Below are 14,131 nucleotides of genomic sequence, written 5' to 3'. Positions count from 1 at the left end.
GACGACATTTGATGACCGAAAGGCGGCCGCCAATGGCCAACGACCAGAGCGAGACCCCGGTGCCGTCGACGCCCGAGAACGAGGCGAAGACCCCGGCCCCGGACGTCGCTGTGGAGGCCGGCCAGGCTGTCGAGGGCGCGGTCACCGCGGCCTCGAACCCGACCGAGTACACCGAGCCGAGTGCCGACCGGAAGAACGCGATCGAGAACGGCGTCTTCGGCGACGAGGCCGACCAGCTGGTGGAGCCCGCCAAGCCGGACACCGGCAAGCCGGGCGAGAAGTACGAGCCGGAGAGCATCGTCTTCGGCCACGCGTAGGCCGGGCCGGCCCGGTGCCCCCGTCGCCCCCGTCCGGGCGCGGGGGCACCGGCGGTTATGGGCACGCCAATTCCCCGTCGGTGTCAACCGGGTGGCCGAAACGTGCCCGCGGTGCACACATGGTGACCGGCGATATCCGTAACGTGCCCGACGGCGGGCGCGGGGCGTTCCGGAATTCCGGATTCACCCGGGGGTATTGCGGTGGTCGAAATGTTGCCGTTTGCCCGCGTTTTGCCGAAATTGCCGAGGAAGATCGTATTCGGCTGAATCACCGGCCCCCGGGGCGGGGGCGACCTGGTGCGGGTCGGCCGTCCATTCCCGGCCGCCGGGCTCGGGGCGCAGGTAGTGCTCGCCGCCGATGGTGTCCATGTAGATGCCGGTGCGTCCGGTCCTCCGGTCGAGGACGAGTTCACCCACGTGGGGCCGGTAGGCCGGGGCGTTGCGCTGTCGGGTGCTCACCGTGCTGCTCCTCGCTCTGGTCGGCGACTGGCCAGCATCTCTAGAGAAGCTAATATCTCTAGAGATGTCAACGGTCGTATCTCCTTACCGGCGGCCGCGGACGCCCCTACGATTTGTCCCAGGCAGAGGGAGCGGCGATGACCGGCAGCAGTGGCGACAGGCAGCCCAAGTACCAGCGGATCGCCGAAGCGCTGAAGACGGCCATCGACACCGGCCGGTACCGCGCGGGCGACCGCCTGCCCGGCGAGAACGACCTCATGGACGAGTACGGCGTGGCCCGGATGACCGCCCGCCAGGCGCTGGGCGTGCTGCAGAGCGAGGGCATCGCCGAGGCGCGCCGCGGCGCCGGGGTGTTCGTCCGCGACTTCCGCCCGCTGCGCCGGCGCGGCATCCAGCGGCTGGCGCAGGGGCAGTGGGGCTCCGGCCGGTCGATATGGTCGGCGGACATCGACAACCGCAGCCTGACGGTCGACCAGGTGTCCGTCACCGAGCGGGGCGCGCCCGAGCGCGTGGCCCGGGTGCTCGGGGTGGACCCGGGCGCCCCGATGTGCGTGCGGCACCGCCGCTTCGTCCTGGACGGCAAGCCGGTGCTGCTCTCGACCTCCTACCTGCCCGCCGTCCTGGTCGCGGGCACCGCCATCACCCGTGCGGACACCGGCCCCGGCGGCACCTACGCCCGGCTCGCCGAGATCGGCGCCAAGCCCGTGCACTTCCGCGAGGAGGTCCGCTCCCGGATGCCCAGCGGGGAGGAGGCCGCCCGCCTGGAACTGTCCGCCGGCACCCCGGTCATCCTGATCTGCCGCACCGCCTTCGCCGACGAGGGCCAGGTCGTCGAGCTCAACGAGATGATCCTGGACGCCGCCTCCTACGTCCTGGAGTACGACTTCGACGCCTGAGCGGCCGGGTCGGCACCTGCTACCGGTAGTGGTAGCGGGCCTTGAGGACCTTCACCTCCTTCTCGTCCGCCCGGTACACCAGTCGGTGCTCGTCGTCGATCCGGCGCGACCAGTAGCCGGCCAGGTCACCCTTCAGGGGCTCGGGCTTCCCGATGCCGTCGAAGGGATCCCGCTGGATCTCGCCGATCAGGCGGGTGATCCGCTGAGCCATCTTCCGGTTCGACCCGAGCCAGAACAGGAAGTCCTCCCAGCCGTCCGGGTCGAAGTGGACGCTCCTCACACCTCACCCGCCAACGCTTCCAGGTCCTCCATGGTCCTGGTGACGCCGGGGTCGCCCGCCTTGTCCCGGGCGACGGCCTCCATGAGCCGCTGCGCGTTGGCGGGGGAGCGCAGGAGGTAGATCGTCTCCTGCCAGGAGTCGTAGTCCTCGGCGGACATCAGGACGGCGTCCCCGCCCTTGGAGGTGATTCTTATCGGGGCGTGGTCGTCGTTGACCTTCTTGATCAACGGGAAGAGCTGAGTGCGGGCCTCGCTCGCGCTGATCGCCATGGCAGCCGTCCTCCACTGGGGTACCGGATATCCGTACCGTCATGGTACGAGTTCTCCGTACCGGATGCCATGGCGTTGGGCCGGACGAGGACCGCCCCGGGCGCGGGGCGGCCGGGGCGGTCAGGGGGCGTGCGGGGGGTCCCGCGTGCGGGGCTACTCCTTGGAGCGGACGCGCAGGCTGGTGATCAGCGGGCCCTCGGTGGTCTCGCGGAAGAAGTCGTTGCCCTTGTCGTCGACGACGATGAAGGCCGGGAAGTCCTCGACCTCGATGCGCCAGACCGCCTCCATGCCGAGCTCGGCGTACTCCAGCACCTCGACCTTCTTGATGCAGTCCTGGGCGAGACGGGCGGCCGGGCCGCCGATCGAGCCGAGGTAGAAGCCGCCGTGCGCGGCGCAGGCGTCGGTGACCTGCTTGCTGCGGTTGCCCTTGGCGAGCATGACCATCGAGCCGCCGGCCGCCTGGAACTGGTCGACGTAGGAGTCCATCCGGCCGGCCGTGGTCGGGCCGAAGGAGCCGGAGGCGAAACCCTCGGGGGTCTTGGCCGGGCCCGCGTAGTAGACCGGGTGGTCCTGGAGGTACTTGGGCATGCCCTCGCCGGCGTCCAGGCGCTCCTTGATCTTGGCGTGGGCGATGTCGCGGGCGACGACCAGGGTGCCGGTGAGCGAGAGCCGGGTCTTCACCGGGTACTTGGACAGCTCGGCGCGGATCGCGGACATCGGCTGGTTGAGGTCGACGCGCACCACGTCGTCGTCCAGGTGCTCGTCCGTGGTGTCCGGCAGGTACTTCGCCGGGTCGGTCTCCAGCTGCTCCAGGAACACGCCCTCGGCGGTGATCTTGCCGAGCGCCTGGCGGTCGGCGGAGCAGGAGACGGCCATCGCGACCGGCAGCGAGGCGCCGTGCCGCGGCAGGCGCACCACCCGCACGTCGTGGCAGAAGTACTTGCCGCCGAACTGGGCGCCGATGCCGATCTTCTGGGTCAGCTCGGTGACCTTGGCCTCCAGCTCCAGGTCGCGGAAGCCGTGGCCGGTCCGGGCGTTGCCCTCGGTCGGCAGGTTGTCCAGGTAGTGCGCCGAGGCGTACTTGGCGGTCTTCAGCGCGAACTCGGCGCTGGTGCCGCCGATCACGATCGCCAGGTGGTACGGCGGGCAGGCCGCGGTGCCCAGCGAGCGGATCTTCTGCTCCAGGAACGAGAGCATGCTCGCCTCGTTCAGGATGGCCTTGGTCTCCTGGTACAGGTACGACTTGTTGGCGGAGCCGCCGCCCTTGGCCATGAACAGGAACTTGTACGCGTCGCCGTCGGTGGCGTACAGCTCGATCTGGGCCGGCAGGTTGTTGCCGGTGTTCTTCTCGTCCCACATGGTCACCGGGGCCATCTGGGAGTAGCGCAGGTTGAGCTTGGTGTACGCGTCGTACACGCCGCGCGCGATGGCGGACTCGTCGCCGCCCTGGGTCAGCACGTTCTGGCCGCGCTTGCCCATGACGATCGCGGTGCCGGTGTCCTGGCACATCGGCAGGATGCCGCCGGCCGAGATGTTGACGTTCTTCAGCAGGTCGAGCGCGACGAAGCGGTCGTTCGGGCTCGCCTCCGGGTCGTCCAGGATGCGGCGCAGCTGGGCGAGGTGGGCGGGGCGCAGGTAGTGCGAGATGTCGTGCATCGCCTCGGCCGTCAGCAGCCGCAGCGCCTCGGGCTCGACCTGGAGGAAGGTGCGACCGCCGGCCTCGAAGGTGGAGACACCCTCGGAGGTGAGCTTGCGGTACGGGGTCGGGTCAGCGCCCAGGGGGAGCAGGTCGCTGTACTCGAAGTCTGGCGTGGGAGCCATGGGGGCGGTCCTTAGCTGTCCATTGGTCCGGCTGCGTCGGCGAAGCACCATCCAGGGTAGGACCCGCCGGAACCGGGCACGAGGACAGGGCAGCCTTGCGTGACCGGGCTCACTCGCGCAGGAGTGCGAGCGACTAGGCTGCCCCCGTGGACAACTCGCCGTCGCACGACGATTCGGGGCAGCCGCCGGTGCCGGCGCCCGTACCCATGACCAAACCCCAACTCAAGCCCGAGCCCGGGGCCGAGACCGCGCCGCGGCCGCACGCGCCGGTCGCGGAGGCCGAGCTGCGCGTCTCCGACGCGGACCGCGAGAAGGTCGCGGAGCTGCTGCGGGACGCCTACGCCGAGGGCCGGCTGGACGCGGACGAGCACGCGGAGCGGATCGAGGCGGCCTACGCCGCGAAGACCTTCGGGGACCTCGCGCCGCTGACCCGGGACCTCCCGGCCCGCCCGCTCTCCTTCGAGAAGCAGCCGCTGAACGCCCCGCAGGGGGCGCCGCAGCCGCCCGCGCGCCAGGAGTCCCCGACCATGGTGGCGATCTTCGGCGGCGCGTCCCGCAAGGGCCGCTGGCGGGTGGGCTCGCAGCTGAGCGCCTTCGCCGCCTTCGGCGGGGTGGAGATCGACCTGAGCGACGCGGTGTTCGAGTCTCCCGAGGTGGAGATCACGGTCATGGCGATGTTCGGCGGGGTCGAGATCCGGGTGCCGGAGAACGTCAGCCTGCAGGGCTCCGGCGTCGGCATCTTCGGCGGCTTCGACGTCCGGGAGCAGACCGCGGCGGACCCGTACGCTCCGGTTGTCCGGGTCAAGGGCCTTGCGCTCTTCGGCGGTTGCACCGCCAAGCCGAGCCGGGGCAAGAAGCTCAAGGAGTGGGTGCGCCGCCAACTCGGCGCCGACTGACCGTCGTTGACCTGCACTGCGCCCGGTCGGGAGTCAACTCCCGGTCGGGCGTTCGGCGTTGCGGCCAGTGCGCTCCGTAGTCGATTGCGTGCAGTGTGCATGAATCGCGGCCGGGCGGGGTAGTTCCTTCGGCACATCGCTTCTTGGACGGCTGCGCACCGGAGGCGGCCGAGCGGCCGTGCCGGGGATGGACAGCGGGGGCTCGCGGCCGGCGGGGGAGCGAGGGTTCCCCGTGTCCGAGAGCCTCGTCAGGAGTACGGCCGTGCTGCATCCGATCGAGTCCCGCACCACCTCGCCAGTCGCCGCTGCGCAGGTCCTGGAGCGCCGCACCGGCGTCCGGCCGCAGCCGCAGTCCCCGGGCGTCCCGGCGGGTTCCCCCGCGGGCGAGGACAACCCCTGGCACACCGGCGCCGCGTGTCGGCGGGACGAGGTGGGGCTGTTCTTCGCGCCCTCCAAGGAGCCGACGGCGGCCCGGCTGTCGCGCGAGGAGCAGGCCAAGCGGGTGTGCGCCCGCTGCCCGGTGCTGCTGGAGTGCCGCGAGCACGCGCTGGCCCAGCCGGAGCCGTACGGGGTCTGGGGCGGGCTGACGGCCGCCGAGCGGCGGGTGGTGCTGGCCCGGCGCCGCCGGCGGGACGCGGAGCTGCGCGAGGCGGCCCGGGTGACGGCGGCCGCGCGGCGCCGGATAGCCGGGTGACGGCGGGTCCGAGACCCGGGGGACGCGCCGCGGCCCCGGCGGAGGGGGATTCCGCCGGGGCCGCGAAGTGCGCTCGCGTGGAGCTCAGTTGGCGCGGTCGAAGTCGATCGCGCTGTACGCCCGCAGCTTCGAGAGCTTGTGGGTGGAGTTGATCTCGCGGATGGTGCCGCTCTTGGAGCGCATCACCAGCGAGCTGGTGGTGGCGGTCTCCGAGCGGTAGTGCACGCCGCGCAGCAGCTCGCCGTCGGTGATGCCGGTGGCGACGAAGAACACGTTCTCGCCGCTGACCAGGTCGTCGGTGGTGAGCACCCGGTCCAGGTCGTGGCCGGCGTCCAGGGCCTTCTGCCGCTCGGCGTCGTCCTTGGGCCACAGCCGGCCCTGGATCACGCCGCCCATGCACTTCATCGCGCAGGCCGCGATGATGCCCTCCGGGGTGCCGCCGACGCCCATCAGCAGGTCGACGCCGGTGCCCTCGCGGGCGGCCATGATGGCGCCGGCCACGTCGCCGTCCGAGATGAACTTGATCCGGGCGCCCGCCTCGCGGATCTCCCGGACCAGGCCGTCGTGGCGCGGGCGGTCGAGCACGACGACGGTGACGTCCTCGACGGCGCGGCCCTTGGCCTTGGCGACCCGGCGGATGTTGACCGCGGCCGGGGCGGTGATGTCGACGAAGTCGGCCGCCTCCGGGCCGGCCACCAGCTTGTCCATGTAGAACACGGCGCTGGGGTCGAACATGGTGCCGCGGTCGGCGACGGCCAGCACGGCCACCGCGTTGTTCATGCCCTTGGCGGTCAGCGTGGTGCCGTCCACCGGGTCGACCGCGACGTCGCACTCGGCGCCGGTGCCGTCGCCGACCCGCTCGCCGTTGTAGAGCATCGGGGCTTCGTCCTTCTCGCCCTCGCCGATGACGACGACGCCGTTCATCGAGACGGTCGAGACGAGGGTGCGCATCGCCTTCACGGCGGCACCGTCCGCGCCGTTCTTGTCGCCACGTCCGACCCACCGGCCGGCGGCCATCGCGGCCGCCTCGGTGACCCGGACGAGTTCGAGCGCGAGGTTCCGGTCCGGAGCCTCGGGCGCGACCTCCAGGGCACTGGGAAGGTGGTGCGGGTACTGCGTGGTCATCGTCGTTACCTCTCTGTACGCGACGGCCAGTGAGCGCCCGACTACTGCCAGGTCGAACGCCGTGGTGAGGGTCCTGCGATCGTATCTGCCCACGAGATGACTGTCTGTGGCGCGGGTCGCTGCCCCGGGGCGGAAACCACCGGTTCGTCCCGGTTCACCCGTACGTGGACACCCCTGGTGACCGCCCCGCTGTGTGGATGAGTCACCATGTGGGGGTGGCAGCAGACAGCAAGGGCATGAGGGGCCGGCAGACCGTACGGGACATGGTCCTGTCGATGCTGGCGGTCGGTTTCGTGGTCTGGATCGGGTACCTGTTCCTCCCGCACGACGCCAGCGGCGACCCGGTGCACGTGGTCGAGTACAAGGTCGCGGCGGCCTCGGCCAAGCGCGCCGCGCCGTACCCGCTGCTCTCCCCGGACGGGCTGCCGGACAAGTGGCGGGCCACCTCGGTCAGCTACCGGCCGGCCGACCAGAACAACGGCAAGGGCAACGCCTGGCACCTGGGCTTCGTGACCCCCTCCGGCCAGTACGCGGCGGTCGAGCAGAGCGACGTGCCGCGCGACTCCCTGGTGGCCGAGTACGTGACGGGCGCCAAGCCGGACGGCAGCTCCGAGGTGGCCGGCCGGGCCTGGGACCGGGTGCAGGGCGAGAAGGCCCGCGCGCTGGCCGTGCAGACCGGCCCCGGGACCGCCCTGCTCACCGGCACCGCCTCCTACGAGGAGCTGGCCGAGCTGGCGCAGGCGCTCAAGTAGGCCCGACCCGGGCTCCGCGGTACGCCGAAGCCCCGGCTCCCGCTCCGCAGCACGTCGAAGGGCCCCGCACCGGACGAACCGGTGCGGGGCCCTTCGGCGTGCGGGCCGATCAGACGGTGGTGACGACCTCGTCGTAGGCCAGGCGCGGCGAACGCGGGAACCAGGCGTCCGCGCCCGGCTTGCCGATGTTGACCACGGCCAGCACCGAGTGCTCGCCGTCGCCGAAGAACTCCTTGTTGATGCCCTCGGCGTCGAAGCCGGTCATCGGGCCGGCGGCCAGGCCGGCGGCGCGCACGCCGACGATGAAGTAGGCGGCCTGCAGGGCGCCGTTCAGGGTGGCGGACTGCTCGCGGACGCTGCGCTCCGAGAAGAACAGGTCCTTGGCCTGCGGGAAGTGCGGGAGCTGGGTCGGCAGCTCCTCGTGGAACTCGTTGTCCACGGCGAGGATGGCGACCAGCGGGGCGGCGGCGGTCTTGTCCTTGTTGCCGTCCGCCATCTGCCGGACGAGGCGCTCGCGGGCCTCGGCCGAGCGGACCAGGACGACGCGCAGCGGCTGCTGGTTGAAGGCGGTCGGGCCGAACTTCACCAGCTCGTAGATGGCCTGGACCTGCTCCTCGGACACCGGCTCGTCGGTGAAGGTGTTCGCGGTGCGGGCCTCACGGAACAGCAGGTCCTGAGCGGCGGCGTCGAGTACCAGGGCGTCGGTGGTCATGCTTGTGCACCTCATGCGGATAAGGAGATTCGTCGGTATGATCGGCCGCAGCCGGTCACTCTCACCAACATAGGTGAATCTTCAACGATTCCCCAAGCAATTGTGACCTGCCTCACTCCCCGCCCGGGTTCGCGCCCTCCTCGGCGGCCAGCGCGGCGTCCAGCCGGGCCCGGGCGCCGTCCAGCCAGCGCTGGCACACCTTCGCCAGCTGCTCGCCGCGCTCCCACAGGGCCAGCGACTCCTCCAGCGACGTCCCGCCGTTCTCCAGCTGCCGGACGACGTCCAGCAGCGCGTCCCGGGCGTGCTCGTACCCCAGCGCGTCGTCCGGGTTCGGTGCCGCCGCGTCCTGCTGCTCCTGCTGCTCTGCCATGCGTGCCAGCGTAGGGGCTCGGACCGACACTCCCCAGCCCCGGCGGGCGCCGGTTGCCCGCTCGCCGCGGCCGGCCGGCGACTACTCGGGCGCCACGGTGACGTCGAAGCCGCCGCCCGCCACCCGGGCGTGCAGCCCCTCGCCGGGCGCGACCTCCGCCGGGTCGGTCACCACCGTGCCGTCCGCCCGCTGGAGCACCGCGTAGCCGCGCTCCAGGGTGGCCGCCGGGGAGAGCGCCACCACCCGGGCCAGGGTGTGCCCCAGGTCGCTCTGGGCGTGGTCCAGCCGGTGCCGCAGGGTGCGCCGGGCCCGCTCCAGCAGGCCGTCCACCTCCTGCCCGCGCCCGTCCAGCATCCGGTGCGGGGCGGCCAGTGCCGGGCGGCTGCGCACCCCGTCCAGCCCGTGCTGCTCGCGCTCGACCCGGGCCAGCACGTGCCGGCGGGCGCGGTCGCGCAGCTGGCGGACCTTGGCCAGCTCCTCGCCGACGTCCGGAACCACCCGTTTGGCCGCGTCGGTGGGGGTGGAGGCGCGCAGGTCGGCCACGAAGTCCAGCAGCGGCTGGTCCGGCTCGTGCCCGATCGCGCTCACCACCGGCGTCCGGGCGGCCGCGACCAGCCGCACCAGGCCCTCGTCCGAGAACGGCAGCAGGTCCTCCACGCTGCCGCCGCCGCGGGCCACGACGATCACGTCCACCTCGGGGTGCTCGTCCAGCTCCCGAACGGCCGCGCTCACCCGCTCCACCGCGCTGACCCCCTGCACCGGCACGTTGCGCACCTCGAAGCGCACCGCCGGCCAGCGCCGCCGGGCGTTCTCCAGGACGTCCCGCTCGGCCGCCGAGCCGCGCCCGGTGACCAGCCCGACGCACTGCGGCAGGAACGGCAGCGGGCGCTTGCGCTCGGCCGCGAACAGGCCCTCCCCGGCGAGTCGCCGCTTCAGCTGCTCCAGCCGGGCCAGCAGCTCGCCGAGCCCCACCGGACGGATCTCCGAGGCGCGCATCGACAGCTGCCCGCGCGCCGCGTACCACTCCGGCTTGGCGTGCACGACGACCCGCGCGCCCTCCTGCACCACGTCCGCGACCTGGTCGAACACCGAGCGGAAGCAGGTCACCGTGAGCGACACGTCGGCCTGCGGGTCGCGCAGGGTCAGGAACACCACGCCCGCCCCGGGGCGGCGGCTGAGCTGGGTGATCTGCCCCTCCACCCAGACCGCGCCGAGCCGGTCGATCCAGCCGCCGATCAGCGCGGAGACCTTGCCGACCGGGAGCGGCGCTTCGGGGGAGCTGGTGTTGGCCATGCGTACGAGGCTAGCGGCGCGGGCCGACACGGCCGAGACCGCCGAGACCGTACGGCGGCTCACGGTGCACGACGGCTCACGGTCACGGCTTACGGCTCACGGCTCACGACGGCTCACGGCCGACGGCGCCCGCCGACCCGGCCGGGGCCGCCACGGGTGCCGCCGGTGCCGCGGGTGCCGCCCCGCCCGGCGGAGCCCTGGACGGCGAGCACCGCCAGCCCGACCGCCAGCCAGACCAGCCCGACCACCTGCGCGGTGGTCGAGGCCTCGTACACCACCGCCCCGATCACCGCGATCCCCAGCACCGGCACGACCACGTGCGGGAGCCACCGCCGCGAGCCGTGCCGCACCGCGTACCAGCCGACCACCGAGGCGTGCAGCAGCGCGAAGGCGGTCAGCGCGCCCACGTTCACCACCGAGGTGAGCTGGTCCAGCCCGTCGTCCCGGTCGGCCGCCCAGACCGCCGCCGCCAGCGTGATCACCGCGGCCGCCAGCAGCGCCCGGCGCGGCACCGCGCTGGCCGGGTCGACGGTGCCGAGCAGCCGCGGCAGCCGGCCGTCCCGGGCCATCGCGAAGACCAGTCGGCCGGCCGCCGCCTGCCCGGCCAGGGCCGCGAAGGCCGCGCCGATCGCCTTGCTGGCCGCGACCAGCACGTGCAGCCAGTGCCCGACGCCGCTCTCCACGGTGTCGTAGAAGGCCGAGCCCTGCGCCGCCGGGTCGGCGGCCAGCTGCTGCGGGCCCATCGGCTCCAGCAGCGCCGCCAGGTAGGTCTGGGCGACGAACAGCACCCCGGCCAGCACCAGGCACCGGAGCACCGCCCGGGCCACCGCCGCCGAGGCGCCGACGGCCTCCTCCACGAAGGTGGCGATCGCGTCGAAGCCCAGGTAGGAGAGCACCGCGACGGACACCGCCGAGATCACCGCGGTCAGCGAGAAGTCGCCGACGGCGGTGAACGGGGTGTCCCAGCCGCGCCGGGCGCCGTCCTGGGCCAGCGCCACCACGGCCGCGGCCACGAACACCGTCAGCACCGCGATCTCCATCGCGAGCACCGCGAAGCCGACCACCGCCGCCGTCCGCACCCCGACCAGGTTGAGTGCGGTGGTCACCGCCACCGCGAGCGCCGTCCAGACCCAGCGCGAGACGCCCGGCACCAGGGAGTTCAGCGCGATCCCGGAGAACAGGTAGGCCACCGCGGGGATCAGGAGGTAGTCCAGCATCGCCATCCAGCCGGCGATGAAGCCCGGGCCCTCGCCCAGCCCGGCCCGCGCGTAGGCGAACACCGAGCCGGTCTGCGGCACCGCGCGCACCATCTGGGCGTACGAGAGGGCGGTGAAGCCCATCGCCACCGTCGCGGCCAGGTACACGGTGGCGACGGCGCCGTGGCTCTTGGCGTCCAGCACGCCGAACACGCCGACCGGGGCCATCGGGGCGATGAACAGCAGTCCGTAGACCATCAGATCGCGGACGCCCAGGCTGCGGCGCAGGCCGCTCGGCGTCACCTGCTCGCTCACAGAGCTCATAGACACCACATTTTGAGCGCTGTTGACCGGGTTTGCAGGGAAAGTGTCCGGGGTCGGCGCGGCTTCCCGCCGGGTGGCCGGGACGGCGGGCGCAGGTCGCGGCCGCCCGTACGATGGAGCCATGTCCAAGACCGCGCAGCGCCGTGTCCTGCTCGCCGCCCCCCGGGGCTACTGCGCGGGAGTCGACCGCGCCGTGATCGCCGTGGAGAAGGCCCTGGAGCAGTACGGGGCGCCCATCTACGTCCGCAAGCAGATCGTCCACAACAAGTACGTGGTGCAGACCCTGGAGAAGAAGGGCGCGATCTTCGTCGACGAGACGGAGGAGGTGCCCGAGGGCTCGATCGTGGTCTTCTCCGCGCACGGCGTCGCCCCGTCCGTCCACGACGAGGCGCGGGCCGGCAAGCTCGCCACCGTCGACGCGACCTGCCCGCTGGTCACCAAGGTGCACAAGGAGGCCGTGCGCTTCGCCGACGAGGGCTACGACATCCTGCTGGTGGGCCACGAGGGCCACGAGGAGGTCATCGGCACCATGGGCGAGGCCCCGGACCGGATCCACCTGGTGGACGGCGCCGAGGACGTCGCCAACGTGCGGGTCCGGGACGAGTCCAAGGTGGTCTGGCTGTCCCAGACCACGCTGTCCGTGGACGAGACGATGGCCACCGTCGGCGAGCTCAAGAACCGCTTCCCGCAGCTGGTCAGCCCGCCCAGCGACGACATCTGCTACGCCACCCAGAACCGCCAGGTCGCGGTGAAGCAGCTGGCCCCGGAGACCGACCTGCTGATCGTGGTCGGCTCCAAGAACTCCTCCAACTCCGTCCGCCTGGTCGAGGTCGGCCTGGAGTACGGCGCCAAGGCCGCCCACCTGGTGGACTTCGCCGAGGAGATCCGCGAGGAGTGGCTGGAGGGCGTCACCACGGTCGGCCTGACCAGCGGCGCCTCGGTGCCGGAGGTCCTGGTCGACGGCGTGCTGGAGTTCCTGGCCGCGCGCGGTTACGACACGGTCGAGACGGTCAAGACCGCCGAGGAGCACCTGACGTTCTCGCTGCCCAAGGAGCTGCGCCGGGACCTGCGCGCCGAGGCGGCGGGCAAGCTCTGAGCCGACCGGGCGAGCCCCGAGCCCGTCGGTGAAGGGCCGGTACCCCTGTGCGGGGTGCCGGCCCTTCCGCCGTCCACCGTTCCGCCGTCCACCGTTCCGCCGTCCACCGTTCCACCGTTCCGCCGTCCGCCGTCCGCCGTCCGCCGTCCGCCGTCCGCCGGCGGCTTCCCGCTGTGCGTGCCCGGGCGCGCTCTCGTAGCTTTGTGCACAGGCTGTGGACGATTCACCGGCCGCGGACCGGCCGGTCCGCGGCCGACGGCGGAGGGCGGACGGCATGACGGCGGTATTCGGCGTGGACATCGGCGGCTCGGGGATCAAGGGCGCGCCCGTCGACCTGGCCCGGGGCGTGCTCGCCGAGGAGCGCCACAAGGTACTCACCCCGCAGCCGTCCGCCCCCGAGGCCGTGGTCGCCGCCGTCTGCGAGGTGGTCCGCCACTTCGACCACCAGGGCCCGGTCGGGCTGACCTTCCCCGGTGTGGTGGTCGACGGCCGCACCAGGACGGCGGCCAACGTGGACAAGAACTGGATCGGGCTGGACGCGGCCGGCCTCTTCCGCCAGGCGCTGGGGATGCCCGCGACCGTCCTGAACGACGCGGACGCGGCCGGGCTGGCCGAGCTGACGCACGGGGCCGGGCGGGGCGAGTCGGGCGTGGTCCTGGTGCTCACCTTCGGCACCGGCATCGGCAGCGCCCTGTTCGTGGACGGCGTGCTGGTGCCCAACACCGAGCTGGGCCACCTGGAGCTGCGCGGCAAGGACGCCGAGCGCCGGGCCTCCTCGGCCGCCAAGGAGCGGCACGGGCTGAACTGGGAGCAGTGGGCCGGGCGGGTGGACGAGTACCTGGACCTGGTGGAGGGGCTGTTCTCGCCGCGACTGATCGTGATCGGCGGCGGGGTCAGCCGCAAGCACGAGAAGTTCCTGCCGCTGCTGAAGGAGCGCGGGGCGCGGGTGGTGCCGGCGGAGCTGCGCAACGACGCGGGCATCGTCGGAGCCGCCATGGCGGCGGCCAGGGCGGGGAGCTGAGGGGCGCTCCCGGGGAGGCGCCGCCGCACGCAGGAGCGGGGCGTCGGCGGGAGCGGCGTGTCAGCGGGTGCGGGGCGTCAGCGGGTGCGGTGGATCCGGCGCTGGGCGACGAACCGGGCCAGCACGATCAGCGCGGCCAGCCCGGTGCCGGAGAACAGCCAGCCGGCCCGCAGCGCCAGCCCGGTCGCCAGCGAGACCACCTGGGCGGTGACGCCCGGGGAGCTCACCGGTTCGAGCAGCAGCAGCGCGAGGGCGAAGGCGATCGGCCCGCTGATCGGTGCGGCCAGCAGGTCGGTGTAGCGGACCCGGACGGCCAGCTGGAAGCAGACCACCAGGTAGCCGAGGCCGAACAGCCAGCCCAGGCCGTCGAACAGCAGCCGGTCCACGCCCGCCACCGCGAGCGTCGCCAGGACGGCGACCACCCCGGTGCCGACGGCCGTCAGCCGGGTCGGCCGGCCGGTGCGCCGCCGCCCGTACAGCTGCTCGTCGCCGCGCCCGCGCCCGGGCAGCGGCAGGCGCAGCCGTAGCCGCAGTCGGGGGCCGGTCGGGTGAGCATCCGCTGGAACTCCGGGCCGGAGACCGGCGGGCCGGTCGGGGCCGCCGCCGCGCC

The 14,131-nt window shown here is 72.8% G+C and carries 17 protein-coding genes; 7 read left to right on the top strand and 10 right to left on the bottom strand.

What is annotated here, in order from left to right; genetic code table 11:
• The first annotated feature begins 32 nt into the window (after positions 1 to 32).
• Complete coding sequence (locus tag ABZW03_RS11930) at positions 33 to 317, top strand: hypothetical protein (protein ID WP_355255333.1); 285 nt, start codon at positions 33 to 35, stop codon at positions 315 to 317.
• Positions 318 to 500: 183 nt separating this feature from the next.
• On the opposite strand, the gene ABZW03_RS11925 is transcribed toward ABZW03_RS11930, so the two are convergent.
• Positions 501 to 776 carry a hypothetical protein gene (locus ABZW03_RS11925; protein WP_355255330.1) on the bottom strand — a complete coding sequence of 92 codons (276 nt, stop codon included), beginning with the start codon at positions 774 to 776 and terminating at the stop codon, positions 501 to 503.
• Positions 777 to 913: 137 nt separating this feature from the next.
• Here ABZW03_RS11925 and ABZW03_RS11920 point away from each other — a divergent pair, with 137 nt between their 5' ends.
• The gene (locus ABZW03_RS11920) at positions 914 to 1,672 is read left to right on the top strand and encodes a GntR family transcriptional regulator (RefSeq protein ID WP_355255327.1); all 759 of its coding nucleotides are present in this window, start codon (positions 914 to 916) and stop codon (positions 1,670 to 1,672) included.
• A 19-nt stretch (positions 1,673 to 1,691) separates the two neighbouring features.
• On the opposite strand, the gene ABZW03_RS11915 is transcribed toward ABZW03_RS11920, so the two are convergent.
• From ABZW03_RS11915 to ABZW03_RS11905, 3 genes are all read right to left on the bottom strand, one after another.
• Positions 1,692 to 1,952 (bottom strand): Txe/YoeB family addiction module toxin, encoded by a 261-nt coding sequence (locus ABZW03_RS11915; RefSeq protein WP_355255325.1) that lies wholly within the window; start codon positions 1,950 to 1,952, stop codon positions 1,692 to 1,694.
• On the bottom strand, positions 1,949 to 2,221 hold the full coding sequence (locus ABZW03_RS11910; protein WP_355255322.1) for a type II toxin-antitoxin system prevent-host-death family antitoxin: 273 nt from the start codon (positions 2,219 to 2,221) through the stop codon (positions 1,949 to 1,951). The genes ABZW03_RS11915 and ABZW03_RS11910 overlap by 4 nt, the downstream gene beginning before the upstream one ends.
• Positions 2,222 to 2,374: 153 nt before the next feature.
• Positions 2,375 to 4,042, bottom strand: a complete 1,668-nt coding sequence (locus ABZW03_RS11905; protein WP_355255319.1) for a fumarate hydratase — start codon at positions 4,040 to 4,042, stop codon at positions 2,375 to 2,377.
• A 206-nt stretch (positions 4,043 to 4,248) separates the two neighbouring features.
• Between ABZW03_RS11905 and ABZW03_RS11900 the strand changes: the two genes are divergently transcribed.
• Complete coding sequence (locus ABZW03_RS11900; protein WP_355255316.1) at positions 4,249 to 4,938, top strand: DUF1707 domain-containing protein; 690 nt, start codon at positions 4,249 to 4,251, stop codon at positions 4,936 to 4,938.
• Between the two features lie 262 nt (positions 4,939 to 5,200).
• On the top strand, positions 5,201 to 5,632 hold the full coding sequence (locus tag ABZW03_RS11895; RefSeq protein WP_355255313.1) for a WhiB family transcriptional regulator: 432 nt from the start codon (positions 5,201 to 5,203) through the stop codon (positions 5,630 to 5,632).
• Between the two features lie 84 nt (positions 5,633 to 5,716).
• On the opposite strand, the gene glpX is transcribed toward ABZW03_RS11895, so the two are convergent.
• Positions 5,717 to 6,757 carry a class II fructose-bisphosphatase gene (gene glpX, locus ABZW03_RS11890; protein WP_355255310.1) on the bottom strand — a complete coding sequence of 347 codons (1,041 nt, stop codon included), beginning with the start codon at positions 6,755 to 6,757 and terminating at the stop codon, positions 5,717 to 5,719.
• A gap of 215 nt (positions 6,758 to 6,972) precedes the next feature.
• On the opposite strand from glpX, the gene ABZW03_RS11885 reads away from it, so the two are divergent.
• Entirely contained in the window at positions 6,973 to 7,509 is a 537-nt protein-coding gene (locus ABZW03_RS11885) for a DUF4245 domain-containing protein (protein WP_355255307.1), read from the top strand.
• A gap of 109 nt (positions 7,510 to 7,618) precedes the next feature.
• Here the strand turns inward: ABZW03_RS11885 and ABZW03_RS11880 are convergent, their stop codons facing one another.
• The 4 genes from ABZW03_RS11880 to ABZW03_RS11865 all read right to left on the bottom strand — a co-directional run bounded on the left by ABZW03_RS11880 (position 7,619) and on the right by ABZW03_RS11865 (position 11,404).
• Positions 7,619 to 8,221, bottom strand: coding sequence for a malonic semialdehyde reductase (locus ABZW03_RS11880; RefSeq protein WP_355255304.1), 603 nt, complete (start codon positions 8,219 to 8,221; stop codon positions 7,619 to 7,621).
• Positions 8,222 to 8,333: 112 nt separating this feature from the next.
• Complete coding sequence (locus tag ABZW03_RS11875) at positions 8,334 to 8,591, bottom strand: exodeoxyribonuclease VII small subunit (RefSeq protein WP_355255301.1); 258 nt, start codon at positions 8,589 to 8,591, stop codon at positions 8,334 to 8,336.
• An 81-nt stretch (positions 8,592 to 8,672) separates the two neighbouring features.
• On the bottom strand, positions 8,673 to 9,884 hold the full coding sequence (xseA, locus tag ABZW03_RS11870) for an exodeoxyribonuclease VII large subunit (protein WP_355255298.1): 1,212 nt from the start codon (positions 9,882 to 9,884) through the stop codon (positions 8,673 to 8,675).
• Between the two features lie 113 nt (positions 9,885 to 9,997).
• Positions 9,998 to 11,404, bottom strand: a complete 1,407-nt coding sequence (locus tag ABZW03_RS11865) for an APC family permease (RefSeq protein WP_355255295.1) — start codon at positions 11,402 to 11,404, stop codon at positions 9,998 to 10,000.
• A 121-nt stretch (positions 11,405 to 11,525) separates the two neighbouring features.
• On the opposite strand from ABZW03_RS11865, the gene ABZW03_RS11860 reads away from it, so the two are divergent.
• Positions 11,526 to 12,500 carry a 4-hydroxy-3-methylbut-2-enyl diphosphate reductase gene (locus ABZW03_RS11860; RefSeq protein ID WP_355255292.1) on the top strand — a complete coding sequence of 325 codons (975 nt, stop codon included), beginning with the start codon at positions 11,526 to 11,528 and terminating at the stop codon, positions 12,498 to 12,500.
• A 274-nt stretch (positions 12,501 to 12,774) separates the two neighbouring features.
• Complete coding sequence (ppgK, locus tag ABZW03_RS11855; RefSeq protein ID WP_355255289.1) at positions 12,775 to 13,521, top strand: polyphosphate--glucose phosphotransferase; 747 nt, start codon at positions 12,775 to 12,777, stop codon at positions 13,519 to 13,521.
• Positions 13,522 to 13,598: 77 nt separating this feature from the next.
• Here the strand turns inward: ppgK and ABZW03_RS11850 are convergent.
• Positions 13,599 to 14,131: DUF6542 domain-containing protein (locus tag ABZW03_RS11850; protein WP_355255286.1), on the bottom strand; the 533-nt coding region annotated here is incomplete at its 5' end.

This window comes from Kitasatospora sp. NPDC004799 (assembly GCF_040609095.1).
GTDB lineage: Bacteria > Actinomycetota > Actinomycetes > Streptomycetales > Streptomycetaceae > Kitasatospora.
This window is presented reverse-complemented; position numbering and strand designations above follow the sequence as displayed.

Bases quoted from the DNA above. Each gene is read 5' to 3' on its own strand.
- ABZW03_RS11930 (WP_355255333.1), top strand. From the start codon at position 33: ATGGCCAACGACCAGAGCGAGACCCCGGTGCCGTCGACGCCCGAGAAC.
- ABZW03_RS11920 (WP_355255327.1), top strand. From the start codon at position 914: ATGACCGGCAGCAGTGGCGACAGGCAGCCCAAGTACCAGCGGATCGCC.
- ABZW03_RS11910 (WP_355255322.1), bottom strand. From the start codon at position 2,221: ATGGCGATCAGCGCGAGCGAGGCCCGCACTCAGCTCTTCCCGTTGATC.
- ABZW03_RS11905 (WP_355255319.1), bottom strand. From the start codon at position 4,042: ATGGCTCCCACGCCAGACTTCGAGTACAGCGACCTGCTCCCCCTGGGC.
- ABZW03_RS11900 (WP_355255316.1), top strand. From the start codon at position 4,249: ATGACCAAACCCCAACTCAAGCCCGAGCCCGGGGCCGAGACCGCGCCG.
- glpX (WP_355255310.1), bottom strand. From the start codon at position 6,757: ATGACCACGCAGTACCCGCACCACCTTCCCAGTGCCCTGGAGGTCGCG.
- ABZW03_RS11880 (WP_355255304.1), bottom strand. From the start codon at position 8,221: ATGACCACCGACGCCCTGGTACTCGACGCCGCCGCTCAGGACCTGCTG.
- ABZW03_RS11875 (WP_355255301.1), bottom strand. From the start codon at position 8,591: ATGGCAGAGCAGCAGGAGCAGCAGGACGCGGCGGCACCGAACCCGGAC.
- xseA (WP_355255298.1), bottom strand. From the start codon at position 9,884: ATGGCCAACACCAGCTCCCCCGAAGCGCCGCTCCCGGTCGGCAAGGTC.
- ABZW03_RS11865 (WP_355255295.1), bottom strand. From the start codon at position 11,404: ATGAGCTCTGTGAGCGAGCAGGTGACGCCGAGCGGCCTGCGCCGCAGC.
- ABZW03_RS11860 (WP_355255292.1), top strand. From the start codon at position 11,526: ATGTCCAAGACCGCGCAGCGCCGTGTCCTGCTCGCCGCCCCCCGGGGC.
- ppgK (WP_355255289.1), top strand. From the start codon at position 12,775: ATGACGGCGGTATTCGGCGTGGACATCGGCGGCTCGGGGATCAAGGGC.